The sequence below is a fragment of the uncultured Lamprocystis sp. genome, from assembly GCF_903933125.1.
In the GTDB taxonomy this organism is placed as follows: Bacteria; Pseudomonadota; Gammaproteobacteria; order Chromatiales; family Chromatiaceae; genus Thiodictyon.
Genome location: NZ_CAIZIZ010000342.1, coordinates 1 through 22017, shown reverse-complemented (window position 1 = coordinate 22017; position 22017 = coordinate 1). Strand labels below are relative to the sequence as shown.

The 22017-nt window shown below is 64.4% G+C and carries 23 protein-coding genes; 13 read left to right on the top strand and 10 right to left on the bottom strand.

What is annotated here, in order from left to right; translation table 11 throughout:
- Window positions 1-267: 267 nt before the first annotated feature.
- The 6 genes from QZY03_RS17835 to QZY03_RS17810 form a co-directional block, all read right to left on the bottom strand.
- Window positions 268-519: a GlsB/YeaQ/YmgE family stress response membrane protein gene (locus QZY03_RS17835; protein WP_295583431.1), complete on the bottom strand. Its 252-nt coding sequence runs from the start codon at window positions 517-519 to the stop codon at window positions 268-270.
- A 69-nt stretch (window positions 520-588) separates the two neighbouring features.
- A complete protein-coding gene (locus QZY03_RS17830; RefSeq protein WP_295583429.1) occupies window positions 589-921 on the bottom strand; it encodes a lysozyme inhibitor LprI family protein in 333 nt (110 codons plus the stop codon).
- A 100-nt stretch (window positions 922-1021) separates the two neighbouring features.
- On the bottom strand, window positions 1022-1648 hold the full coding sequence (locus QZY03_RS17825) for a lysozyme inhibitor LprI family protein (protein ID WP_295583427.1): 627 nt from the start codon (window positions 1646-1648) through the stop codon (window positions 1022-1024).
- 26 nt (window positions 1649-1674) lie between these two features.
- Window positions 1675-2415: a hypothetical protein gene (locus tag QZY03_RS17820; protein WP_295583425.1), complete on the bottom strand. Its 741-nt coding sequence runs from the start codon at window positions 2413-2415 to the stop codon at window positions 1675-1677.
- Between the two features lie 89 nt (window positions 2416-2504).
- The gene (locus tag QZY03_RS17815) at window positions 2505-2840 is read right to left on the bottom strand and encodes a hypothetical protein (protein ID WP_295583423.1); all 336 of its coding nucleotides are present in this window, start codon (window positions 2838-2840) and stop codon (window positions 2505-2507) included.
- Between the two features lie 94 nt (window positions 2841-2934).
- Window positions 2935-3639, bottom strand: a complete 705-nt coding sequence (locus tag QZY03_RS17810; RefSeq protein ID WP_295583421.1) for an SH3 domain-containing protein — start codon at window positions 3637-3639, stop codon at window positions 2935-2937.
- A gap of 282 nt (window positions 3640-3921) precedes the next feature.
- On the opposite strand from QZY03_RS17810, the gene QZY03_RS17805 reads away from it, so the two are divergent.
- Window positions 3922-5601 (top strand): hypothetical protein, encoded by a 1680-nt coding sequence (locus tag QZY03_RS17805; protein WP_295583419.1) that lies wholly within the window; start codon window positions 3922-3924, stop codon window positions 5599-5601.
- Window positions 5602-5861: 260 nt separating this feature from the next.
- On the opposite strand, the gene QZY03_RS17800 is transcribed toward QZY03_RS17805, so the two are convergent.
- Complete coding sequence (locus tag QZY03_RS17800; RefSeq protein WP_295583417.1) at window positions 5862-7310, bottom strand: NAD-dependent succinate-semialdehyde dehydrogenase; 1449 nt, start codon at window positions 7308-7310, stop codon at window positions 5862-5864.
- 219 nt (window positions 7311-7529) lie between these two features.
- On the opposite strand from QZY03_RS17800, the gene QZY03_RS17795 reads away from it, so the two are divergent.
- From QZY03_RS17795 to QZY03_RS17775, 5 genes are all read left to right on the top strand, one after another.
- On the top strand, window positions 7530-7859 hold the full coding sequence (locus QZY03_RS17795; RefSeq protein WP_295583415.1) for a phosphoribosyl-ATP diphosphatase: 330 nt from the start codon (window positions 7530-7532) through the stop codon (window positions 7857-7859).
- A gap of 148 nt (window positions 7860-8007) precedes the next feature.
- The gene (tatA, locus tag QZY03_RS17790) at window positions 8008-8286 is read left to right on the top strand and encodes a twin-arginine translocase TatA/TatE family subunit (RefSeq protein WP_295583413.1); all 279 of its coding nucleotides are present in this window, start codon (window positions 8008-8010) and stop codon (window positions 8284-8286) included.
- 23 nt (window positions 8287-8309) lie between these two features.
- Window positions 8310-8654 carry a Sec-independent protein translocase protein TatB gene (gene tatB / locus QZY03_RS17785; protein WP_295583411.1) on the top strand — a complete coding sequence of 115 codons (345 nt, stop codon included), beginning with the start codon at window positions 8310-8312 and terminating at the stop codon, window positions 8652-8654.
- Between the two features lie 107 nt (window positions 8655-8761).
- Entirely contained in the window at window positions 8762-9916 is a 1155-nt protein-coding gene (gene tatC, locus QZY03_RS17780; RefSeq protein WP_295583409.1) for a twin-arginine translocase subunit TatC, read from the top strand.
- A gap of 72 nt (window positions 9917-9988) precedes the next feature.
- The gene (locus QZY03_RS17775) at window positions 9989-10966 is read left to right on the top strand and encodes a LysR family transcriptional regulator (protein WP_295583407.1); all 978 of its coding nucleotides are present in this window, start codon (window positions 9989-9991) and stop codon (window positions 10964-10966) included.
- Window positions 10967-10997: 31 nt separating this feature from the next.
- On the opposite strand, the gene QZY03_RS17770 is transcribed toward QZY03_RS17775, so the two are convergent.
- The gene (locus tag QZY03_RS17770; RefSeq protein WP_295583405.1) at window positions 10998-12167 is read right to left on the bottom strand and encodes a cation:proton antiporter; all 1170 of its coding nucleotides are present in this window, start codon (window positions 12165-12167) and stop codon (window positions 10998-11000) included.
- 435 nt (window positions 12168-12602) lie between these two features.
- On the opposite strand from QZY03_RS17770, the gene QZY03_RS17765 reads away from it, so the two are divergent.
- The gene (locus QZY03_RS17765; protein ID WP_295583403.1) at window positions 12603-12992 is read left to right on the top strand and encodes a helix-turn-helix transcriptional regulator; all 390 of its coding nucleotides are present in this window, start codon (window positions 12603-12605) and stop codon (window positions 12990-12992) included.
- A 501-nt stretch (window positions 12993-13493) separates the two neighbouring features.
- Here the strand turns inward: QZY03_RS17765 and QZY03_RS17760 are convergent.
- Window positions 13494-13943 (bottom strand): cache domain-containing protein, encoded by a 450-nt coding sequence (locus QZY03_RS17760; RefSeq protein ID WP_295583400.1) that lies wholly within the window; start codon window positions 13941-13943, stop codon window positions 13494-13496.
- Between the two features lie 328 nt (window positions 13944-14271).
- Here QZY03_RS17760 and urtA point away from each other — a divergent pair, with 328 nt between their 5' ends.
- The 6 genes from urtA (at window position 14272) to urtE (ending at window position 20637) form a co-directional block, all read left to right on the top strand.
- A complete protein-coding gene (gene urtA, locus QZY03_RS17755) occupies window positions 14272-15573 on the top strand; it encodes an urea ABC transporter substrate-binding protein (protein ID WP_295583398.1) in 1302 nt (433 codons plus the stop codon).
- Window positions 15574-15762: 189 nt separating this feature from the next.
- A complete protein-coding gene (gene urtB / locus QZY03_RS17750; RefSeq protein WP_295583396.1) occupies window positions 15763-17394 on the top strand; it encodes an urea ABC transporter permease subunit UrtB in 1632 nt (543 codons plus the stop codon).
- A gap of 203 nt (window positions 17395-17597) precedes the next feature.
- On the top strand, window positions 17598-18683 hold the full coding sequence (gene urtC, locus QZY03_RS17745; protein WP_295583394.1) for an urea ABC transporter permease subunit UrtC: 1086 nt from the start codon (window positions 17598-17600) through the stop codon (window positions 18681-18683).
- Window positions 18683-19492: an urea ABC transporter ATP-binding protein UrtD gene (urtD, locus tag QZY03_RS17740; protein ID WP_020508279.1), complete on the top strand. Its 810-nt coding sequence runs from the start codon at window positions 18683-18685 to the stop codon at window positions 19490-19492. The genes urtC and urtD overlap by 1 nt, the downstream gene beginning before the upstream one ends.
- Before the next feature lie 3 nt (window positions 19493-19495).
- On the top strand, window positions 19496-19948 hold the full coding sequence (locus QZY03_RS17735; protein WP_295583390.1) for a DUF29 domain-containing protein: 453 nt from the start codon (window positions 19496-19498) through the stop codon (window positions 19946-19948).
- The gene (urtE, locus tag QZY03_RS17730; RefSeq protein WP_295583388.1) at window positions 19942-20637 is read left to right on the top strand and encodes an urea ABC transporter ATP-binding subunit UrtE; all 696 of its coding nucleotides are present in this window, start codon (window positions 19942-19944) and stop codon (window positions 20635-20637) included. Before QZY03_RS17735 ends, urtE begins: the two co-directional genes overlap by 7 nt.
- A gap of 533 nt (window positions 20638-21170) precedes the next feature.
- Here urtE and QZY03_RS17725 read toward each other — a convergent pair.
- On the bottom strand, window positions 21171-21320 hold the full coding sequence (locus QZY03_RS17725; protein WP_295583386.1) for a hypothetical protein: 150 nt from the start codon (window positions 21318-21320) through the stop codon (window positions 21171-21173).
- Between the last annotated feature and the right edge of the window lie 697 nt (window positions 21321-22017).

The following is a 22017-nucleotide window of genomic DNA, read 5'->3' as shown; positions in this document are numbered from 1 at the left end:
CGCTTGCGGGCGACGGGTGGGGGCACAATGACGCGATTCCGGCAGGTCACGTCGCCCGCAAGCGGGCTCCTACGGGGCTTGGTTCTTGATAGCGTCTTATTCGAGTTCCGGGGACTATTCGAGTTCCGGGGACAGTTTACTTATCTCCCCGCTGGTTACAGATACCGAATTGAGTAAACTGTCCCCGGAATTGGCATCGACAGATATCGTGGTACGTCCCCTATTTCCCTTGAGCAGGTTCATGGCGGGCTCCGGTGGGACGGGGGTCTAGGCCCGCTTGACCAGGCGCAGGATAAAGATCAGGACCACGGCACCCACGGTGGCGGTGACGATGGCCCCGACCAGGCCGCCGGCGGAGATGCCGAGCGCCCCGAACAGGACGCCGCCGACCACGGCGCCGATGATGCCGACCACGATGTCGCCGAGGAGGCCGAAGCCTCCGCCGCTCATCAGGACGCCGGCCAGCCAGCCGGCGACGGCGCCGATGGCGAGGAAGATCAAGAGACTGGTGATGTCCATGGGGACTCCTGGGTCGAGTGGGTTGAGGTAGGTGTGTAGGGTTGTGCGCAGCAGGCCCCGAGGCCCGGCCTAGCGCCAGTTGTAGAGTTGATCGATGCGGGTCTGATACTCCCGCTGGACGCAGGCATGGGGGTCCTTGGCCTTCCAGCACTCGTTGCGGGTCTTGACCCAACTGTTCTGCCCGGCCTTGAGTTGCTTGCGCTCCGCACCGGTCTTGCGCTTGAGTAGCCCGGAATAGATCTCGGCGAGGTTGCGGTCGAGCTGCGCCAGCTCGGGGTCCTTGCAGACCATTTGCTCGGCCTCGTGGGTCGCCTTGGCGCAGTTGAAGCTCGGCTTCGCCGCGACAGCGGGGAGGCTCACCGCCAGGGCGGCGAACAGCATGGGGATGGCGGTCAAGCGCATGTCAGGGCTCCAGGTCGGGGAACGTCGTTGGTCGAATACAGGTGGTCGTTGCACGGGGTGGACCGGGCGGTTCGGGTCCAGGGCGCGGACCCTCCCGCCCTCAACCCGGCGGTTCGATCTTGCAGTCCATGGCAGGTCGGTCGGCGAGCAGGAGCTGGGCGTCATCGCCATTGACCCACAGGGCGGCGTACTCGTCCCCGGAGCCACCCGTATAGGTAATGCCCGGGCCCCCGCGTTCCCGTCCGAGGACATAGGAGTAGGCATTGCGCCACTCGATCAGGGCCAAGTCCTGGCTCTGGCCAACGAAGGTCAGGCCGATCAGGGAGTCGAAGCCCTGGCAGGCGAGCACCAGGGGTCCGCGGCTGATCCCCAAGGCATCCTCACTGCGGGCGTCCGCGTAATAGACCCGCAACTCGGCGATACGGTTGGCGTACAGGTCCCGCAGGCACCAGCGCTGGCCCGGGCCCTCCCCGCAGGCGCCGCGCCGCTCGAGCCAGCGGCTATGGGTCGCCTTCAGTTCGTCGCGTCGATCCGCCGTGGCGTAGCGTCCATCCCGCGCCAACCGGTAGAGCCGATCAAGCTCACGGTCCAGGCTCGCAAGCTGCTCGTCTTGGCACAGTATGGCCTCGACGCCGGCCGGGGCCTTGCCGCAGTCGAAGCTCGGCTGTGCGGCCACGGCGCTTGTGGCGGCCAGAAGGATGCAGCAGGCATGGGACAGGCGTTTCATATTGGTGATTGAGGTCGTGGCTCACTCTAACGCGCTTCCTCGCCGGCGCGGTAACCGTCCTTGTAGTCCTGGGGGTGGCGGTTCTGGTCGAAGGCATGGCCCTTGAGGGCGTCGTTATAGCCGCGCTTGTACTCTTTGCTGGTCCCCTGGGAGTGGCTGGCCTGCTTGTACCCGCTGCCGGTGTGGTGCCGGGCGATATCCTGGGAGCGGGAAATCAGGTCGTCATTGCAGCCGGAGCTGTAGCCCATGGCCTCCGCCCTTTGGTTGAAGGTGGCGATGCAGTGCCGGTTGGGCCAGACCACCTCGAACTGGCCGTTGGACATATCGTTGATGGAGTGCGCGTCGGAGCCGGAATGGCCCTGGGTGGTATCGCTGCCTTTCCCCGCCTTGCTCATGGCATTGACGGCGACCCCGGCGGCAATCGCGGCGCCGGCACCGATGGCCAGCTTCTCCGCCGTTCCCATGCCCTTGGGCTTGGGACCCGAGTATTCGGCGCTGGTCACATGACGGTTCTTGACCTCGCAGGTCCAAGGGTGCTTGTCCCCGTCCACCTTGGCCAGGCCATGGACCTTGTAGTGGTGCTCAGCGTCGCCGAGCTTCTCGGAACTGGCGTCGCGCAGGTCGCTCACATGGTATTCGCTGCGGATGCGACTCTCGCAGTCGCGGATGGCGTCTTTGTCGCCGTAGGCCAGAGCGGCCCCGGGGGTGGCCAGAGCCAGGGTCAGCAGGGTGCCGATGGCGGCAGGGGCGAGTCTGGTCGGGATCATGGGTGTTCTACTCCAATGTGATCGAATTAGGTATGGCGAAAAGTGGCCGGACTGAGGGCACCGCGGACCCTGAGGTTTGTGCCGGGGTCTTAGAGCCGCCCCTCGTCACCCGTAAAGGCGACGCCCTGCACATTGCCCTGTTTGTCGGACAGACAGCTATAAGGCGCGGTGGCGCCGGGGACCTTCACCGTGACCCCGATACCGGCCTGAGCCCCCTTGACGTCCAGCACCGAGAGGCGGCTCGGACTCACGCCCACCCGCTTGGCCACCGCCGCGACGCAGGCCCGCTCGGCCGCGCCGGTGCCGGAATCGGACGAACCGGTGTAACCCCCGGCCGGGGATTCGCGGACGTCCTGGCGCTCGGTGCATCCGGAGGCAAGGCCCAGGACGGCGGCGAGGATGAGGGTGGACTTGATCGCATGCATCTGTAACTTCCTGATCGATTTACGGTTGCGTGACATGGAGAAGAGCGCCTCGATGGGCGGCGGCCTGGAATTCGTCCTGGGTCTGGGGACTCAGCTAGGGCTGATAGGACGACTCGCGCAGGTAGCGCCCGGCGACCCAGCCCTCGGATCTGGTATCCTCAGGCCGCGCCACGCGGCACCAGCGCTGGCCGTCGGTCATCTTGCAGCCGAGGTTGCGCAGTATGGAGCCGTTGCCAAGCTCACCGAGCACGCGCTCCTGGGCCGATGGGCCGGCGCGCAGGTTGAGGGTGTCGCCGGCGGTCACCCCCGCCACCTCCCAGAAGTCCGGGCCGCCGGCCAGACCGTCCGCGTAGTCCGGGTTGTGGTCTTGCGGCTGGCTGTGGGATTGGCTGGCTTGGGCGCCGCCGATATGGACCTTGAGGCTGTAATGGGCCTGCTCGCCGCGGCGGGCGGCGGGGCGCATCAGATAGACACGGACGCGGTAGTCGCCGCTGTCCGGAAGGGTCCCCGCGAAGCGGTTACCCGAACTGCTGCCGACGAAGAGCGCCTCGTCGTCGCCCGGGGGCAGGACGTTGAAGTAGTTCTGGGGGTTGTCCGAGTGCAGCTCGACGCTCATACGCTGGCCGGCCTTGGCCCCAAGCAGGTAATCCACGTCGCTGTCGCCGCGCAGGTGCCCCTTGAGGGTCGCCTGCGAGGTCCCGGCCTTGAAGTGGACCCGCTCCTCGCGGATGTCCGCTGCGGCCAGGGTCGGGGTGGCGCAGGCCAGGCCGATCAGGAGGCTAAGGGTCAAGGCTCGCATGGAGGTTCTCCGGGAATACGGTTAGGCCCGCGGGTGGCGGGGGCCTGAGGCAGGGGTATGATTGGCGTGGCTTCGGACAGGCCGAGGACCGCAAGCAGCCTCGGCGGCCCTATGGGCGGCCCGGTCGAGGCCGGCCCGGACAGCCTGGGCGGCGACTATGCCCAGGCGGACGGACGGGCGCCAGGACTTAACAGTTAACTGCTGTTACATGAGCCAAGGCCCTGTGCTGACTATGGTTTTAAGATACTGCACGGAGCTTGGGGACATGGGTAGAGGACAGGCATGACACGCGACCGGCATCCCGACATGGACCCGGGCCTGGTCCAGTCCTGCCTCGGGCGGGTCTTGGCCAGCCAGGCGTTCGCCGCAAGCCCCAAGATGGGGCGCTTCCTGAGATTCGTCGTCGAGGCCAAACTCACCGGCCAGGCCAGCCGGGTCAAGGCGTATAGCATCGGCGTCGAGGTCTTCGACCGCTCGCCCGGGTTCGATCCCGGCGCGGATTCCATCGTGCGCGTCAACGCTATCCGCCTGCGCGGCCTGCTCGATGCCTACTACGCGGGGGAGGGTCGGGAGGACCCCGTCCGGTTCCTGCTGACCAAGGGCAGCTATGTGCCGGAGTTCGCTGAGGCCCGGGCCCCTGGGCCCGCAGTCGGCACGGGTCCCGCCCGCATCCTCCTGACCGTGGAGCGGCTGGTGCTGCTGGGCGGCCCGCCCGACCAGGACTACCTGGCCGCCGGCCTGACCGAGGAGTTGGTCTCCAGCCTCAGCCGCTTTGGCGACAACCTGATTGTGGTGCGCTCACCCGCCGCCCCGGAGGATGACTTTGGGCTCGGGGCGGTGCCCCAGGCCCAGGGTATCGCCTATTGCCTATCGGCTATCGCCTATCGGCTGCGCGGCAGCCTACGTCGGGACTCCGATCAGATCCGCGTGGGCTTCACCCTGGTGGAGACGGAGAGCGACTCGGTGGTCTGGAGCGAGACCTTCGCCCATGCCCTGTCCTCGGCCAGCCTGTTCGAGATCCAGGAGCAGGTGGCGCGCAAGACCGCCGCCCGGGTGCTCGATCCCCACGGTGTCGTCTACCGCTCGCTCAAGCGCCAGCCCGCCGCGCTGCTGGGTACCTATCTCGCGGTGTTTCGCTACCACGAATACGAGGAGCGTTTCACGCCCGAGACCCACCTGCGGGCCCGCGAGGAACTGGAGCGGGCGGTCCGGGAAGAACCCGGCTATGCCGATGCCTGGGCCGTGCTCGCCAACGTCACCCTGGGCGAGGCCCTGTTCGGCTTCAACCGGACCCTCCCGCGCCCCGCCCTGATCGAGAAGTGCCTGGACCTGGCCCACAGGGCGGTGGCGCTGGACCCACGCGGCGTCATGGCGCACTACATCCTCGCCATGATCCTGTTCTATCGCAAGGACAGGTCCCGCTTCATGGCGGCGGCGGATCAGGCCCTGGCCCTGGCGCCCCACAGTCCTGACAACCTCGCCGTCATCGGGATGCACCTGGCCCTCGCCGGCCAATGGGACCGAGGCCTGTCCCTGGTGCAGGAGGCGATGGACCTCAATCCCTTTCATCCCCCCTGGTACCACCTGGTGTTCTCGCTGCATCACCTGCGCCTCTGCCGCCATCGAGAGGCCCTGGGGGTGATCGGCCGATTTGCGCGACTCGACTTCTTCCCGTTCCAGGTCAACCTCGCGGTAATCCACGGCCACCTCGGCCACGAAGCGGAGGCCCGGGGCGCGCTGGACCACATGTTCGCGCTTTGGCCGGAGGCGGGCGAGGAGATGCACGAGATCCTGGCCTTCTGGTTCCCCTACGAGGGCCTGGCGGCCATCTTTGCCGACGGACTCACCAAGGCGGGTTTGCCGGTGGTGGAGCGTCCGGGAGAGATGAGGGCTGGGCTCGGTTTGGCGGCAAGGACCCAGCAGACCGATGCGGCCTGCGGCGGAACGCCGAATCCGGTATGACTACCACAGAAAACAAACGCCTGCCAAACGGTGGCGAGGCCCCGGCTTACTCTTCGCATACGTAGCGCTGGGGGGATGGTCAGTGTCGGCTGTCTACTCGTCAGCGGACCTCTGCCAACGAAACACCTGCGGCTGCTCCTGAGCACCCGCTGGAATCCTCCAGGACTCGTCGTCGTTGTCCAGTTCATCCTCACGGGCGCGGGGAACACCCACACCCCGTCAGGACCGACTGCTCACCGTCGTCCACCGGCCCGCCCGCATTACAGCCCCACACAGACATATTTCGCCACCAAATACTCGTCAATGCCCTGCCGTCCCCCCTCCCGGCCAAACCCTGACTGTTTGATCCCGCCAAAGGGCGCGACCGCGGTCGAAATGAGCCCGGTATTGAGTCCCACCATCCCGTACTCCAGGGCCTCCGCGACGCGGAAGGCGCGCCCCAGGTCGCGTGTATAAAAATAGGCGGCCAGGCCGAATTCGGTCGCGTTGGCCAGCGCGATGGCTTCGGCCTCGGTGTCAAAACGAAAGATTGGCGCCAGCGGGCCAAAGGTCTCTTCGCGGGCCGCCCGCATTCCCGGCTGCATCCCCACCATCACGGTCGGCTGGAAGAAGGTCCCGCCCAGGGCGTGGCGGTGACCGCCGGTCAGTATCCGCGCACCGCCGGCGACGGCATCCGCGATCTGCGCCTCCACCTTGGCGAGTGCTGCCGCGTTGATCAGCGGTCCCTGGACCACGCCGGGTTCGACCCCGGCGCCGACCTGGAGCCCCGCGACCTGTTCGGCGAGGCGCGCGGCGAAGGCGTCGTGGATTCCGGACTGTACCAGCAGCCGGTTGGCACAGACGCAGGTCTGACCGCTGTTGCGGTATTTGGATTCGATGGCGCCGGCCACCGCGCGCTCCAGGTCCGCATCGTCGAAGACGATGAAGGGGGCGTTGCCGCCCAGTTCCAACGACAAGCGCTTGACCGTCTCGGCGCATTGGCGCATGAGCAGCCGCCCGACCGCGGTGGAGCCGGTGAAGCTCAGCTTACGGACGGTGGGATTGGCGGTCAGTTCGGCGCCGATGGCCGCGGGCGCCCCGGTGACCAGATTGAACACTCCGGCCGGCAGCCCCGCGCGCTCGCCGAGCACCGCCAGCGCCAGGGCCGAGAGCGGGGTGTCCTCCGCTGGTTTGACTACCAGGGTGCAGCCGGCGGCGAGCGCCGCGGCGGCCTTGCGCGCGATCATTGCCGCCGGGAAGTTCCAGGGCGTGATGGCCGCGCAGACCCCGATGGGCTGTTTCATGACCAGGAGCCGCCGGTCCGGCTGATGGGGCGGGATCAACTCACCGTAAACCCGCCGACCCTCTTCGGCGAACCACGCGAAGTAAGATGCTGCATAGGCGATCTCCCCGCGGGCTTCCGCGAGCGGCTTGCCCTGCTCGGTGGTCATGATCTGCGCCAGATCGTCCTGGGAGCCGAGCATCAGGTCATGCCACCGACGCAGGATCGCCGCGCGCTCGGCGGCAGTCAGCGCCCGCCAAGCCGGCCAGGCGCGGTCCGCGGCCGCGATGGCGCGCCGGGTCTCGGCGGCGCCCATGGCGGGGACCCGGCCGATGGTCATGCCGGTGGCGGGGTCGGTTACCGGGAAGGTGCCGTTATCGTCGGCCTGTGTCCAGCGACCGTCGATCAGAGTCTGGTCGCGTAGAAGGGTGGGGTCATTCAACTGCATGTGAGAGCGCTCGCCGCGGTGGACTTGCTAAAGTGACGTGATCGCAGAGGCGCGAGGACGGGCATCGCGCTCGCTCTGTCCATCCTACCGAAAGGCCCGGCAAACAGACCAGATCCCTTCAGATCACACCCGCCATCGCCCGCCATCTCGCACCCAAACGCGGATGCGGTTAGACTTCGCCCTGGTCAGCAGTCAGTTCCCGCCGGTAGCGCCCCCGTCATGTCCGATATCCTCGCCCGCCTCGCCGATATCCTGGAGGCCCGCAAGCAGGCGGACCCGGACTCTTCCTATGTCGCCAAGCTGTACGCCAAGGGGACGGATGCGATCCTGAAGAAGATCGGTGAGGAGGCGACCGAGACGGTGATGGCGGCCAAGGACGGGGTGGCGGAGCAGATCGTCTACGAGGTGGCGGACCTGTGGTTCCACTGCATGGTGCTGCTGGCGCAGCAGGGCCTGCGGCCGGAACTGGTGCTGGCTGAACTGGAGCGGCGCTTCGGATTGTCCGGCATTGATGAGAAAGCCAGTCGCGCACGGAGTGGCACGGACTGACGATTGACGACCGATTGGGTTAAGATGACAGCTTGGCCGCGGCGGGTTTTTCGATCCGCCCGGCTGGAGAACACATCAGGGCCTGCGCCCGCGGCGCGGTCCATCACATCAATGTCGCTGCCGCATCGGCGGCAGTGCGGAGAGGAACATGGGACTCGGCGGTATCAGCATCTGGCAACTCCTGATCATCCTGGTGATCGTCCTCCTGATTTTCGGGACCAAGCGTCTGAAGGGCATCGGCGGGGATCTGGGTAACGCGATCAAGAGTTTCCGCAGCGCGATGGGGGGCAATGACAAGGAGGATGAGGCCGAGCCGAAGCAACTCGATCAGAACCCGGCGCGGCGGACGGTCGACACCGATTCGACGCGGGCGGCGACGCCGGCGTCCGGCGCCGCGGCGCACCCGACCGACCGGTCCAAGTCCTGAACAGTCGCGTTTAGAGCCGCATCATGTTCGATATCGGCTTCTGGGAGCTGGTCCTGGTTGGCGTGGTCGCCCTGGTGGTGATCGGGCCGGAGCGTCTGCCCAAGGCGGCGCGCATGGCCGGGCTCTGGGTCGGCCGGGCGCGCCGGACCCTGTCCTCCGTCAAGGAGGAGATCGATCGCGAGTTCAAAGCCCAGGAGCTGCAGGATATCCTCAATAAGCAGGCGCGCAGGAATCCGCTTGAGACGCTGATCGAGGAACCGCGGCCGGCGGCCCGGTCCAGGCCCGCCGACGTCACGCCAACACCGGCCCCGGTGTCGGCGGGTGCGGTCGAGACCGCCAAGCCCAATGCGGATCAGGCGGCTGGATGAGGCAGCGCCCACGGGCGCCGGCCGACCGGCTCATCCGCTCAGTCTGCCCGCCCGACGGTCTTGCGGGCCGGCCGGGCCGGGCCTAAAGATTCGCCCCGAGACCCCTTATGGCCCCGTCCATTGAGCCCGATGAACCAGGCGCCGAACAGCCCTTCATCTCCCACCTGATCGAGTTGCGTGATCGGCTGATCCGCATGCTGATCGGCGTCGGCATCGCTTTGCTGGTGACCTTTCCCTTCGCCAACGACATCTATACCTACGTGGCGGCCCCGCTCATCGCCCAGTTGCCGGCGGGCAGCACGATGATCGCCACCCAGGTGATCTCGCCCTTTCTGACGCCCTTCAAATTGGCGCTGGTGGCGGCGGTGTTTCTCGCCATGCCCTATCTGCTCTATCAGTTGTGGGCGTTCATCGCGCCCGGACTGTACCGCCATGAGAAACGCCTGGCGGTGCCGCTGCTGGCCTCCAGCGTCGTGCTCTTTTATCTCGGGATGGTCTTTGCCTATTTCCTGGTGTTTCCGCTGATCTTCGGGTTCATGGCCGCGACCACTCCGGAAGGGGTGTCGATGATGACCGACATCTCGGCCTATCTGGATTTCGTACTCGCCCTGTTCTTTGCCTTCGGCATCGCTTTCGAGGTCCCGATCGCGACCATCCTGCTGGTTGTCACCGGTCTGACCACCCCCGATGCCCTGGCGGAGAAACGTCCTTATGTGATTGTCGGGGCCTTCGTGATCGGCATGCTCCTGACCCCGCCGGATGTCTTCTCGCAGACCCTGCTGGCCGTGCCGATGTGGCTGCTGTTTGAATTGGGGGTCTTCGCCTCCCGCATTCTGGTGCGTGAGCGGGCGGCGCGCGAGGCGGCGGAGGCGGCTTTGGTCCCGCCGGTGCCGCCCGGCGGGGGCGGGGGTCGGGCCGGTACCGCGGCGCCTCCGGCCGCTCCGGCGGGCGGCTCCGGTGCCGGCCTGGAGGTCGGCCGCGAGCTGGAGCCGGGCGATCTGGATGACCCTGCGCGCTGGGGTCCGCTCACCGACGAAGAGATGGAGGCCGAGTTGGACCTGGAGGATGCCCAGGCGGCCCGAACCGCGCCGCCGCGGGTCCCGATCGATCCGGTCGAGGACAAGATCAACCGGGCCAACCAGCTGCGCGAACTCGATAACCCATTGGCTGCTCGTCAGATTCTTTATCAGGTGCTGGAAGAGGGCGATGACTCGCAGCGGCTGGTGGCACGCAATATCCTCAACCAGCTCGATGAAACCTAGCGTATTGCTTTTCTCAATGGACAGCATGGGTTAGTATCAGGTTCACCACTACAGGAAAAAATAGGATGAACCATGGGCTCCGGATCGCAGATCCACTATAAGCAAAACCGCTTAAAGCAACTGCGGGCATTTTGTCATGCGGCGCGCACCGGCAGCGTCAGCGCCGCGGCCGACAAGATATTTCTCAGCCAGCCGACCGTTTCGCTCCAGATACAGGCGCTGGAGCGCGAGTTCGATACCGTGCTCTTCGAGCGGCGCGGACCCAAGATTCGCCTCACGCCCGAGGGTCAGCTCCTCTTCCAGATGGCGGAACCGCTGGTGGAGGGCATGGATCGGCTGCACGACGCCTTCGCCATCCAGTGCGGGCGGGTCGATCAGGGTGTGCTGAATATCGCCGCCGGCGAGTCGACCATCCTCTATATCCTCCCGGAACCGGTGCGGACCTTCGTCGCGCAATACCCAGGGATCGAACTGAAGCTCCACAATGTGACCGGGCGTGACGGGCTCGCCATGTTGCGCTCGGATGCGGCGGATTTGGCGGTGGGCTCGATGCTGGAGGTTCCGGACGACATCAACTACCGTCCCTTCGTCACCTACCGGCCGACCCTGATTACGCCGCTGGATCACCCCCTGGCCAAGCTGGAGAAGGTGACGCTGGAGGACATCGCGCCCTTCGGGCTGATTCTGCCGCCCCGGCATCTGAGTACCTGGCGCATGGTCGACCTGGTTTTCAAGCAGCACAATCTCGCCTACCGTGTCACCCTGGAGGCTGGCGGCTGGGAGGTCATCAAGAAATATGTCGCGCTGGGGCAGGGGATCTCGATCGTCACCGACGTTTGTCTGACCGGGGACGAACGGCTCGCCCGGATGCCGCTGGATCAGTATTTCCCCAAGCGCAGTTACGGCATCGTGCAGCGCCGCGGCAAGTTCCTCTCACCGCAGACCAAGTGCTTCGTGAAGATTCTCGACAAGGCCTTTGCCGATCACGTGGTGGAGCCGCAGCAGCGCACCGTCGGTGAGGCCGAGTGGGATGACGCGATGCTTGGCTAGGCATGCTTGGCCAGGCTCGCTTGCCTGGCGCTCAATCCCGGCGCAGCGCGTCCGAGATGCCGATGGGGGTCGGAAAGCGCAGGACCACCAGATAGGACGAGACCAGGAAGGTCAGGATGGTGGCCAACTGCAGGGTGTAGGCCGCCCGCGCGCTCAGGCTGCCGGTGGTCAGCGCCAGCGCGGCGATGAGCAGTGAGAACTCGCTCATCTGGCCGAGTCTGAAGCCGATCTCCCAGGCGCGGGCCGAGGGTTCGCCGGTACGGACCAGCAGCAGGCGAAAGATGGCCGGTTTGAGCAGAAGCGCGGCCGTCGCGAGGAACAGGGCCGGCACCAGCACGTCGGGGGCCATCGCCAGGTTGAACTGGACCCCCACGCCGAAGAAGAAGAGCACCAGGAAGAAATCCCGTAACGGACGCAGGCTCTCGGCAATATAGAGCGCGATGGGACTGGAGGCCATCGCCACCCCGGCGATGAAGGCCCCGATCTCATGGGAGAGACCCAGCACGCCGCCCAGTTGGGCCATCCCCAGACACCAGCCGATCGCGATCAGAAAAATGTACTCGCGGAAGGTGTCATAGCGGCGGATCAGTGGGATCAGGACGTAGCGTGCGGTGAGTCCGGCGAAAATGGCCAACCCCGGTAGGGTCAGCATGAGCAGGGCGATTTTGATCCAGGGGGTGGCGCCCGCCCCGGCACCCTGGAGCAGCAACAGCAGGGCGATGGCGAGCAGGTCCTGCAGCAGGAGGATGCTGATGATCACCTCGCCCATGCGCTGATGATGCAGTACGGTGGTCGGCAGCAGCTTCAGACCGATGATGGTGCTGGAGAAGCCGAGAGCACCACCGAGGATCAGCGACTCCAGCGGCGTGAAACCGGCCAGCAGGCCGATGGTGCCGCCGATGATGAGCAGCAGCAGCGCGCTGCCCAAGGTCACCAGGGTGGTGCGGCGCAGGCTGCGCGCCAGATCCTGAGGGGTCAGGTCGAGTCCGAGGAGGAACAGCAAGAACATGATGCCGACCTGAGCGGATTCCGAGACCAGGCGGGCATCGGCGACCAGGCCGAGACCCCAGGGTCCGAAGAGAATACCGAGCCCGATATAGGCGACCAGGAGCGACTGCCGGGCCGCCAGCGCGGCGGTGGCCAGGACCGCGGCGCCGGTGAAAACCAGGAAAAAGGTAAAGACGATCGGGTTCTGAATCATGGTTTACTCGAGTCCGCCCGCGAGGCCTGCCCCCTGGGTCTGGAATCCCGCGGCGATGATCCCACGATTGAGGAGCTAGGTGGAGCGATAAGACCAATTGTGTGCTGTGTTACGGGTCCGTGACGAGTAACAGCCGTTCGTCTGCCCATTCGTCAGGGTCATCTGAAATCCTTCGCAGAAATGTACACAATGCCACCGTGAATGCCTGTCCCAGGCAGCGGTTCCGTTCCCCTTCATTTGTAATAATCGTGTACCACATGAGCAACCTGCTTGTTTATCCTTTTCCACTGCACCTGTCATCACAGGTCGGACACCGGCGAACGCTGGGCGCGAAGGACAGCAGCGATGCCAAAGCGTGGCGGGTTGTCCGATCGACGTTGCGGGGCCTCACGGCGTGGTCGTGAGTCACCACTACGAGTTGTCTAACCTGTATCCATGGACCTAACGAAAAAAATCGGCCAACGCCTCCGTGCTGCACGCCAAGCGCAGGGCTTGAGCCTCTCTGAGTTGTCGAGCCGTACCGGCTCGCTGTCCAAGTCACGGATCAGCAACTATGAGCAGGGAATCCGCCGGATGGGGCTTGAAGAGGCCCAGGAGCTGGCGCTGGCCTTGGGCACTGTGACGCCGATCTATCTGATGTGTCTGGAAGACACGGATCCCCTGTCCAAGGATGAGCGCGAACTGGTCGAGCGCTATCGCAATACCGACGTGCGCGGGCGGGATACCATCCTGAAAGCGGCGGAGGGACAGGCCGTTTACCGGGTCGAAACGTCGCCGGTCGCGGTCGATGGGGAAGCTCCCGCGGGGTTCGCGGAGGGCGGTTAGGGGCGCCTTACACAACAAGTTTTGCGGACGCGATCACTTTTCGTGTGTAAATTGGCTGGCGTATCGGCGCTTTCGTGGGTCGTGCGCCGGCCATTCGAGCCGCGTCATATTCCGGTGTGCGCGTTTTTAGTGCGGCGATCACCGCGGATCCTTGGTCAACAAACCGGTGCTTCGTTTGCGCGTCGTGTTTTGAGGGTTGACCGCTTCCCGGCTCCGCACTTGAACGCCGCTGTTGTGCCGCTTCCCGCGTTATAGCCTTCGTACCTGATATCCGGACAGACTCTTGGTGTAGGGACGGGTTTGAAACCCGCCCCTACGTCCGGTAATCACGTCCGACGGCTATGCGGATGACACTGCTTTCGGGGCGAGGCACCCCGGGGCTCGTGCGGATACACCAATTTGACGGCTGATCAGCGCATTTTAAGGACGCAACGCGGTCTTAACCTGGCTGCCGGCCGCTCGCGACGGGAGGCGCTTCCCTGCGCCGTGCTCGCGGATTCCTTACTTGTAAGCGCCGACCCCGCAGAAGAAGCCTTCCTTGTTGGCCATCACATAGCTCGTCTTGGCGCGGATCTCCTCAGTGCCCGGATAGGGCCACTTGTAGTCCACCCAGCCTTCCTTGGAGGCCTTGACGGTGGCGATCATGTTCTTGAACAGTTCATCCCCGTACTTCTTGAAGTCGAGCAGGTTCTTGCCGACCAGTTCCGGTTTGGTGGCGTGGGAGAGCATGACGCCATCCATGTCCATGCAGAAGACATAGAGATCTTTCTTTTTGAAGTCGCCGTCGGCGGAGAAGGCGGCAAAGGCCTTGTCCTTGCCCATCGTGTTGACGGCCGCCTGAGCCTGCTGGGACATGGCCTTGGCCTCGTCCGGGGTGGCCATGTCGGCCGCCGCAGCGAGGCCGGCGAACAGCAGCCCGGAGGTGGCGATTGCGATCAGGGTTTTTTTCATTTGATGTCTCCTCGTTCATGTTGTGGTGAAGCATACCGAAGATAGCTGAACCTGCGGACGGGCGCCAGTGTGTTCGCAGGTGGTGCCCGCGGAAAGCGTGTTTCTGCCCCGAATTGGATCGTATCCGGGCAAAGGTCTCGGAGATGTGCGCCGCGATGGTGCGTGCGTCCTGCGGCGAGCGATCAGCGATCAGCCGTCAGCGCTTCGCTGCGCGTGCGAAATCCTGACTGGTGTCGGATCCGCGTGATGGCCTAAGGATTGCTGCAGTTTTCCCGGCGGCATCCGTACGCCGCGAACCTTCAACACTTACTCGTCGGAGTCAACTCTTATGCGGAAGCGCGACTTGATCAAGCGGTTGGTACTCGGCTCGGGCCTGGCTTTGGGATTGTCTGCGGTCCTCTCAGCGGCGGCCGCCGACGACACTATCAAGGTGGGGGTCCTCCACTCGTTGTCCGGAACCATGGCGATCAGCGAGACCACGCTCAAGGATACGGTGCTGATGTTGGTCGAGGAGCAGAACAAAAAAGGCGGCCTGCTCGGCAAGAAACTGGAGGCGGTGGTGGTCGATCCGGCGTCCAACTGGCCCTTGTTCGCGGAGAAGGCGCGTGAGCTGATCGCGAAGGACAAGGTGGCGGCGGTTTTCGGATGCTGGACCTCGGTGTCGCGTAAATCGGTCCTGCCGGTCTTCGAGGAACTCAACGGGTTGCTGTTCTACCCGGTGCAGTACGAAGGCGAGGAGTCTTCGAAGAATGTCTTCTACACCGGCGCCGCGCCCAACCAGCAGGCGATTCCGGCGGTGGACTATCTGATGAATGACTTGGGCGTCAAGCGCTGGGTCCTGGCGGGTACCGACTATGTCTACCCGCGCACCACCAATAAGATCCTTGAAGCCTACCTGAAGCAGAAGGGCGTGGCAGCCGAGGACATCATGATCAACTACACGCCGTTCGGTCACTCCGACTGGCAGTCGATCGTCGCCGACATCAAGAAGTTTGGCGGCGCCGGCAAGAAGACCGCCGTGGTCTCAACCATCAACGGCGATGCCAACGTTCCGTTCTACAAAGAACTGGGCAACCAGGGCGTCTCTGCCGAAGATATCCCGGTGGTCGCCTTCTCGGTGGGTGAGGAGGAACTCTCCGGGATCGACACCAAGCCGCTGGTCGGGCACCTGGCCGCCTGGAACTATTTCATGAGCGTCGACACGCCGGAGAACGCCGCGTTCATCAAGCAGTGGCACGCCTTCATCAAGGACCCGAAACGCGTCACCAATGACCCGATGGAGGCCCACAAGATCGGGTTTGACCTCTGGGTGAAGGCCGTCGAGAAGGCCGGCAGCACCGCGACCGACAAGGTGGTAAAGGCCATCGTCGGCCTGGAGACACCGAATCTCACCGGCGGCATCGCCAAGATGCTGCCCAATCACCATATCACCAAGCCCGTGCTGATCGGTGAGATCCAGGATGACGGTCAATTCGCCGTGGTCTGGCAGACCGAGGGCACGGTCCCAGGCGATGCCTGGTCCGACTTTCTGCCGGGCTCCAAGGACCTGGAAGGCGATTGGACCGCGCCGATCAACTGCGGTAACTACAATATCAAGACCAAGACCTGCTTGGGCTCCGCGGCCAAGTAATGGCCAGGCTCCGTCCCGTGTCGCGGTTCGCGGCCTGGGGCGGGGACCATCAACCCGCGGTCATCGCCGTCCGGTGAGCGCCGCGGGATTTCGAATCAAGCAGGGTTCACGCAAGCAGAGTGTCCGCACATGAACGCACCTGAACGCAGATTGGTGGTTGCCGGTCGTCCGCAGGCTGTGGGTTGAACCATGCGTATCACTGCGTCACACCACCGCGGCCGAGGCCTCGCGGGCGCTTTCTTCTCTCTGATCCTGGCCGGGATGACCTGGTGGGGAACAGCGGCGGCGGGCACGTTGGAGGAGGCCCTGCCGGGACTGGCGGACCGCGCCTTCGCGGTCAAGCAGCAGGCCGTGCAGGCGATCGCCGCGACCGGCGACAGCCGGGCCTTCCCGATCCTGCAGGCCCTGCTCGCGGGGGACCTCTACACGCGCGAGGGCGCCGACCCGCCGCTGGTCGTGGCGCGGCGCACCGGGACCGGCTGGTCCCTCAGAGACCCGCTTACCAGGGCTGATCTGGGCGAGGTCGAGTGGGAGGCGGTCAAGAAGATTCCGCTGAATAACGCGCTGCGCACCGCCCTGCGCGGCGGCATCGCGACCCTGACGCTGAGCAGCCCGGACCCGGCGGTGCGCAGTCGCGCGGCTAAGGATCTGATGCGTGACCCGAGCCCCGAGTCCGTCGCGGCGCTGCGCGTCCGCCTGGAACAGGAACAGGACGCCGCGGTGCGTACGACCCTGGTGCTGGCGGTGGCGGTAGCGGACCTGCGCGTCGGGACGCCCGAGGCGCGGCTGGCGGCCGTCTCAACCCTGGAGGGCAGTCTCCACCCGGAGGCACGCAACGGCCTGACGACACTCATCGCTAATGAAACCAACGCGGATGTGAAAGCCGCCGCCGAGCGGGCGTTGACCGCGATCGATTCCCGTCTGACCTGGAATGCGCGGGCTGAGACCTTGTTCTTCGGGTTGAGCCTGGGTTCGGTCCTGGTGCTCGCCGCCATCGGGCTCGCCATCACCTTCGGGGTCATGGGGGTGATCAACATGGCTCACGGCGAATTAATGATGCTCGGGGCCTATACCACCTATCTGGTACAGCAGGCGCTGCCGGGATGGGTCGATTACTCGCTGTTCGTGGCGATACCGGCGGCGTTCATCGTGTCCGGACTCTTTGGCATCGCCATCGAGCGGACGGTCATCCGCTTCCTCTATGGCCGGCCACTGGAGACCCTGCTGGCGACCTTCGGGATCAGCCTGATCCTGCAACAACTGGTGCGGACCGTCATCTCGGCGCAAAACGTGGCGGTCGAGAATCCGTCCTGGATGAGCGGCTCGCTGCACATCAACCCGGCGCTGGCCCTGACCTACAACCGGCTCTATATCCTGGCGTTCGCCTTGCTGGTCTTCGTCGCCCTCCTGCTGATTCTCAAGCGCACCGCGCTGGGGCTGCAGGTCCGGGCGGTGTCCCAGAATCGGGCGATGGCACGCGCCATGGGGGTGCGCTCCGCGCGGGTGGATGCACTGACCTTCGGTCTTGGCGCCGGCATCGCCGGGGTCGCCGGGGTCGCGCTGTCTCAACTCACCAATGTCGGACCCAACATGGGCCAGGCTTACATCATCGACTCCTTCATGGTGGTAGTGTTCGGCGGGGTCGGGAACCTCTGGGGCACCCTGATCGGCGGGATGACACTGGGCGTCGCCAACAAATTCATGGAACCCTGGGCGGGCGCGGTGCTGGCCAAGATTCTGGTGCTGGTATTCATCATCCTGTTCATCCAGAAACGTCCGCGCGGGCTCTTTCCGCAGCGCGGCCGGGCGGCGGATGGATGAGGCGATGAACAGCAAGATCAACCCTCTACCGTGTAACCGGTTTTCGGCCTCGATCAAGATTCCGGCCACTTGGGCTCGCCGGGTGCGTCGTCAGGCCATCCTGGCCTGACACCGTCAGGGCTGGAAGCCCGACTACGCACGCCGCTGGCCGGGATGACGATCAAGGTCCGGTTTTCTTTCTCCAACGACTCGGACACACCCGCATGGGCATAGTTAAGGCACTCAAAGGCGATACCGGCGGCCAGGTCATGCTGGCCGTGCTGCTGGTCGTGACGCTGGTGGTCCCGGTGCTGAATCTGGCGGTGCCGGAGACGAGCTTCTGGCACGTTTCAACCTACACGGTCACGCTGCTGGGCAAGTATCTGACTTATGCGTTGCTCGCCGTGGCGGTCGACCTGGTTTGGGGTTATCTGGGAATCCTCAGCCTGGGGCATGGCGCCTTTTTTGCACTGGGCGGCTATGCCATGGGCATGTATCTGATGCGTCAGATTGGTGATCGCGGGGTCTATGGCGATCCGCTCCTGCCCGACTTCATGGTCTTTTTAAACTGGAAAGAACTGCCCTGGTTCTGGAACGGTTTCGACATGTTCTGGTTTGCCGCGCTGATGGCGATTCTGGTCCCCGGCGTATTGGCCTATGTTTTCGGCTATCTCGCGTTTCGCTCACGGGTGACCGGTGTCTATCTCTCCATTATCACCCAGGCGCTGACCTATGCCCTGATGCTCGCCTTCTTTCGCAATGAGATGGGATTCGGCGGGAACAATGGGCTGACCGATTTCAAGGAGCTACTGGGGTTCGACCTGCAAAGCGACGGCACCCGCGCCGGGCTCTTCATCGCGTCCGCGGCAGCGCTTGCACTCGGCTATCTGGCCTGTCGGATGATTGTCACCTCCCGCCTGGGACGGGTGGCGGTGGCGATTCGCGACGCCGAGTCGCGTACGCGGTTCATCGGCTATCGGGTGGAACGGGTCAAGGTGGCGATCTTCGCCTTCTCGGCCATGCTGGCGGGGGTGGCCGGGGCGCTCTATGTGCCGCAGGTGGGGATCATCAATCCGGGTGAGTTCTCGCCGCTCAACTCCATTGAGCTGGTGATCTGGGTGGCCGTCGGCGGCCGCGCGACCCTCTACGGCGCCGTGGTCGGTGCCCTGATGGTCAATTACGGCAAGAGCACCTTCACGGCCATGTTCCCGGAAGCTTGGCTGTTCGCCCTGGGCGCACTCTTCGTGCTGGTCACACTGCTGCTGCCCCGCGGGATCGCGGGCTGGCTACCCGCGCGGAGGGCCGGCTGATGGGCGGGCAAGTTGAACGCTGGCAATATCTTAACCCCGGCAAGACCCTGGCCGAGACCCTGGATATCTCGCATACGACCCTGCTCTATGTGGAAGGGGTGACGGTGAGCTTCGACGGGTTCCGTGCGCTGAACGACCTGTCATTCTATGTTGATGTCGGCGAACTGCGGTGTGTGATCGGACCCAATGGCGCGGGCAAAACCACCATGATGGACGTCATTACCGGCAAGACCAGGCCGGACGCGGGCTATGTCTTCTTCGGTCAGAGCATCAATCTGCTGGAACTGGATGAGCCGCGCATCGCGCAGGCCGGGATCGGGCGCAAATTTCAGAAACCTACGGTCTTCGAGCAGCATCAGGTCTATGAGAACCTGGAGTTGGCGATGGCCGGCGACAAGCGGGTCTGGCCGACCTTGACGGCCCGGCTCTCCGGTGCGCAGCGCGACCGGATCGACGAGGTGCTGGGGATCATCGGGCTGCGGGATCACGCCTGGCGCCCGGCCGGGGCACTCTCCCACGGCCAGAAGCAGTGGTTGGAGATCGGCATGCTGCTGATGCAGGATCCGCTGCTGCTGCTGGTGGATGAGCCGGTGGCGGGGATGACTCACCAGGAAATGGATCGGACGGCCGAGTTACTGCTGTCCCTGGAGGGCAAGCACTCGGTGGTCGTGGTGGAGCATGATATGGACTTCGTGCGCTCGATCGCCAAACGGGTGACCGTGCTGCATCAGGGGTCGGTGTTGGCGGAGGGGTCGATGGACGAGGTCCAGCATGACCCGCGGGTGGTGGAAGTCTATCTTGGGGAGTGATGCGTGAGCGCCGAGTACGATCAAGATCTGGTTGCCTGGTCGCGCGAGCAGGGGCAGTTGCTGCGCATGGGCCGATTCGCCCAGCTTGATATCGCCCATCTGGCAGAGGAGATCGAAGATTTGGGCAAACAGGAGCGGCGGGCGCTGGTGAGTCGGTTGGCCGTGTTGCTGGGGCACCTGCTGAAATGGCAATACCAGCCCGACTATCCCTATCGCAAGTCCTGGCGGGCGACCATCAACACCCAGCGCCGTGCAGTCGCCAAGCTCCTGAACGAGAATCCGAGCCTGCGGGGGCAAGCCGATCTGCTGATCGCCGAAGCTTACCCGGATGCGCTGGACCTGGCGGTCGCTGAGACACCGTTCGATTATGAGCACTTTTCGGGTATCTGTCCCTGGACCATCGAGCAAATCCTGACGGCCTATTGGCCGGGCGCCGAGGCCGCACCCTCATGTTGACGATCAGCGGATTGAATCAGTTCTATGGTCAGAGCCATACCCTCTGGGATCTGGATATCGCGATCCCGGCCGGCCAATGCACCTGTGTGATGGGGCGCAACGGGGTCGGTAAGACCACCCTGATGCAATGCATCATGGGCTTGTTGCCGCTGCGCTCGGGGGTCATGGACTATCTGGGGCAGGACTTGGCCCGACTGCCGGCCGAGCGGCGGGCCGAGTTGGGACTGGGCTTTGTCCCCCAGGGCCGGCAGATCTTCCCCTTGCTCACGGTCGAGGAGAATTTGCGCATCGGTCTACCGGCGCGGCGTGACGGTCTGCGTCAGGTGCCGGACTATATCTACGAACTCTTCCCGGTCCTGAAACAGATGCTCGGCCGCCGCGGGGGCGACCTCTCCGGCGGTCAACAGCAGCAGCTTGCCATCGGCCGCGCCCTGGTGATCGACCCCAAACTGCTGATCCTGGACGAACCGACCGAGGGCATTCAGCCCAATATCGTGCATGAAATCGGCGACATCATTCGCCGTCTGATCGGCGAATTCGGACTTACCGTCATTCTGGTCGAACAAAAGCTGCCTTTTGCCCGCCGGGTGGCCGATCGTTTCGTGATCCTCGATCGAGGCCGACTGGTCGCCGACGGGGGCATCGCCGACTTGGGTGACGATCTGGTCAGGCAGTATCTGACCGTGTGATGACCGACACTTCAGGCGAAGAGCTTCGTACCACGCGAGTTCAACCTCCGGGGACCGGGGCGACGCGACCGGAGGTCGACGCTTAAGGCCGTGGGTGCGGGTTTGAAACCCGACCCTACACGAAGGCCTGTTTGGATGTCAGGTGCGAACGCTATAAACATCCACCCGTAGGGGGTGCCTGTAGGGTCCCCCTGTAGGGGCGACTTCAGTCGTCCCTTCAAATCTGCAGATCGTTTCCCAAAACTCAGTTGACCTTGAAAGTCGCGCAGCGACCCTGTGGGAGCGGCGTCCCGCCGCGACGGCCCGAACCCGTCGCCGCGGCGTTAAAGGTGTCCGCGGCACCGCATCGCGGCGGGACACCCCTTCCACCGGGAACAGTCCTGTTACGGCGTGGCAGATCTCCAGCCCGTAGGGTCCGCTGCGCGGACCGACAACCGCTCCGATCGCGAGACGACCAACATGACCAAGGCCTCAAATCCGCGACAAGCCGTTGGTGTACCCGCCGGTCTGGCGCCTCCCTTTGGCGTTCCGCCCTACGCTGCCGCGTGTCGCACCCCGACCCCCAGCAGCGCATCCACCGGGCTCTGCACCGCCGAGCCGCCGCGCTGCAACACATGGGTGTAAATCTGCGTCGTGGTGACATCCATAACTGTAAAAATAGACAGCCCACGCAGAAAAGGCAAGCCCGTTCCGCCCAGTGGGAACGCACCCGACGGCTGACCATAATCGTCGGATCGGCCGTAGCAGCGGCTTCCAGCCGCGTCAAAGCCCCACGCTTGGTCATGCTGGCCGGTTGGAGTCCAAGGCTTCAGCCTTGGATCGGGCAGGCCAAGGCTCTGGTCGGAACGATGATCGATGCGCGCCTGAACGACGCCAGGCCGAGCGCGGCCCCCTGTCGTTAATCTTTTTATTAACTTTGCTACAGCAGCACCGGTCGGTTTACGCGGACCGGTTCGGGCGTTATGAGGCAAGATCGCCTCATAACACGTAAACGGTGCGAGTCTGAGCGCGGCCTCCCTGCCGGTGCCTCTAAACACCCTGAGCATTCGTCGAGAAAGGCACTTCATGCGATTGTATTTTCTGCTATTCTCTTGTGAGAACCACGCGGGCATCCCCCGGTTTATGCGGTGTACCTTCGATCCATTCGTGGGATATGAGGCAATCTTGCCTCATATCGCACGAACGGTGCAGCGAGGAACTGCGCGCAAGCGCTTGACACTCTGAAAAAATCCTGATCCAATCCTAAAAAGGCGACGAGTTATGGGGTAGTTCGTCTGCCGAAATCTAGCTAGGATTCACCCTTCGTGTATTTATGCGAGTCGTGTTTCCGCTCGAATTGCAGCGCAAATATTGTGGATGAAAAAATTCAGGATTCATGAT

Excerpts from the sequence above, each read along its gene's own strand:
- QZY03_RS17835 (WP_295583431.1), bottom strand. The coding sequence starts at position 519 with ATGGACATCACCAGTCTCTTGATCTTCCTCGCCATCGGCGCCGTCGCC.
- QZY03_RS17830 (WP_295583429.1), bottom strand. The coding sequence starts at position 921 with ATGCGCTTGACCGCCATCCCCATGCTGTTCGCCGCCCTGGCGGTGAGC.
- QZY03_RS17825 (WP_295583427.1), bottom strand. The coding sequence starts at position 1,648 with ATGAAACGCCTGTCCCATGCCTGCTGCATCCTTCTGGCCGCCACAAGC.
- QZY03_RS17820 (WP_295583425.1), bottom strand. The coding sequence starts at position 2,415 with ATGATCCCGACCAGACTCGCCCCTGCCGCCATCGGCACCCTGCTGACC.
- QZY03_RS17815 (WP_295583423.1), bottom strand. The coding sequence starts at position 2,840 with ATGCATGCGATCAAGTCCACCCTCATCCTCGCCGCCGTCCTGGGCCTT.
- QZY03_RS17810 (WP_295583421.1), bottom strand. The coding sequence starts at position 3,639 with ATGCGAGCCTTGACCCTTAGCCTCCTGATCGGCCTGGCCTGCGCCACC.
- QZY03_RS17805 (WP_295583419.1), top strand. The coding sequence starts at position 3,922 with ATGACACGCGACCGGCATCCCGACATGGACCCGGGCCTGGTCCAGTCC.
- QZY03_RS17800 (WP_295583417.1), bottom strand. The coding sequence starts at position 7,310 with ATGCAGTTGAATGACCCCACCCTTCTACGCGACCAGACTCTGATCGAC.
- QZY03_RS17795 (WP_295583415.1), top strand. The coding sequence starts at position 7,530 with ATGTCCGATATCCTCGCCCGCCTCGCCGATATCCTGGAGGCCCGCAAG.
- tatA (WP_295583413.1), top strand. The coding sequence starts at position 8,008 with ATGGGACTCGGCGGTATCAGCATCTGGCAACTCCTGATCATCCTGGTG.
- tatB (WP_295583411.1), top strand. The coding sequence starts at position 8,310 with ATGTTCGATATCGGCTTCTGGGAGCTGGTCCTGGTTGGCGTGGTCGCC.
- tatC (WP_295583409.1), top strand. The coding sequence starts at position 8,762 with ATGGCCCCGTCCATTGAGCCCGATGAACCAGGCGCCGAACAGCCCTTC.
- QZY03_RS17775 (WP_295583407.1), top strand. The coding sequence starts at position 9,989 with ATGGGCTCCGGATCGCAGATCCACTATAAGCAAAACCGCTTAAAGCAA.
- QZY03_RS17770 (WP_295583405.1), bottom strand. The coding sequence starts at position 12,167 with ATGATTCAGAACCCGATCGTCTTTACCTTTTTCCTGGTTTTCACCGGC.
- QZY03_RS17765 (WP_295583403.1), top strand. The coding sequence starts at position 12,603 with ATGGACCTAACGAAAAAAATCGGCCAACGCCTCCGTGCTGCACGCCAA.
- QZY03_RS17760 (WP_295583400.1), bottom strand. The coding sequence starts at position 13,943 with ATGAAAAAAACCCTGATCGCAATCGCCACCTCCGGGCTGCTGTTCGCC.
- urtA (WP_295583398.1), top strand. The coding sequence starts at position 14,272 with ATGCGGAAGCGCGACTTGATCAAGCGGTTGGTACTCGGCTCGGGCCTG.
- urtB (WP_295583396.1), top strand. The coding sequence starts at position 15,763 with ATGCGTATCACTGCGTCACACCACCGCGGCCGAGGCCTCGCGGGCGCT.
- urtC (WP_295583394.1), top strand. The coding sequence starts at position 17,598 with ATGGGCATAGTTAAGGCACTCAAAGGCGATACCGGCGGCCAGGTCATG.
- urtD (WP_020508279.1), top strand. The coding sequence starts at position 18,683 with ATGGGCGGGCAAGTTGAACGCTGGCAATATCTTAACCCCGGCAAGACC.
- urtE (WP_295583388.1), top strand. The coding sequence starts at position 19,942 with ATGTTGACGATCAGCGGATTGAATCAGTTCTATGGTCAGAGCCATACC.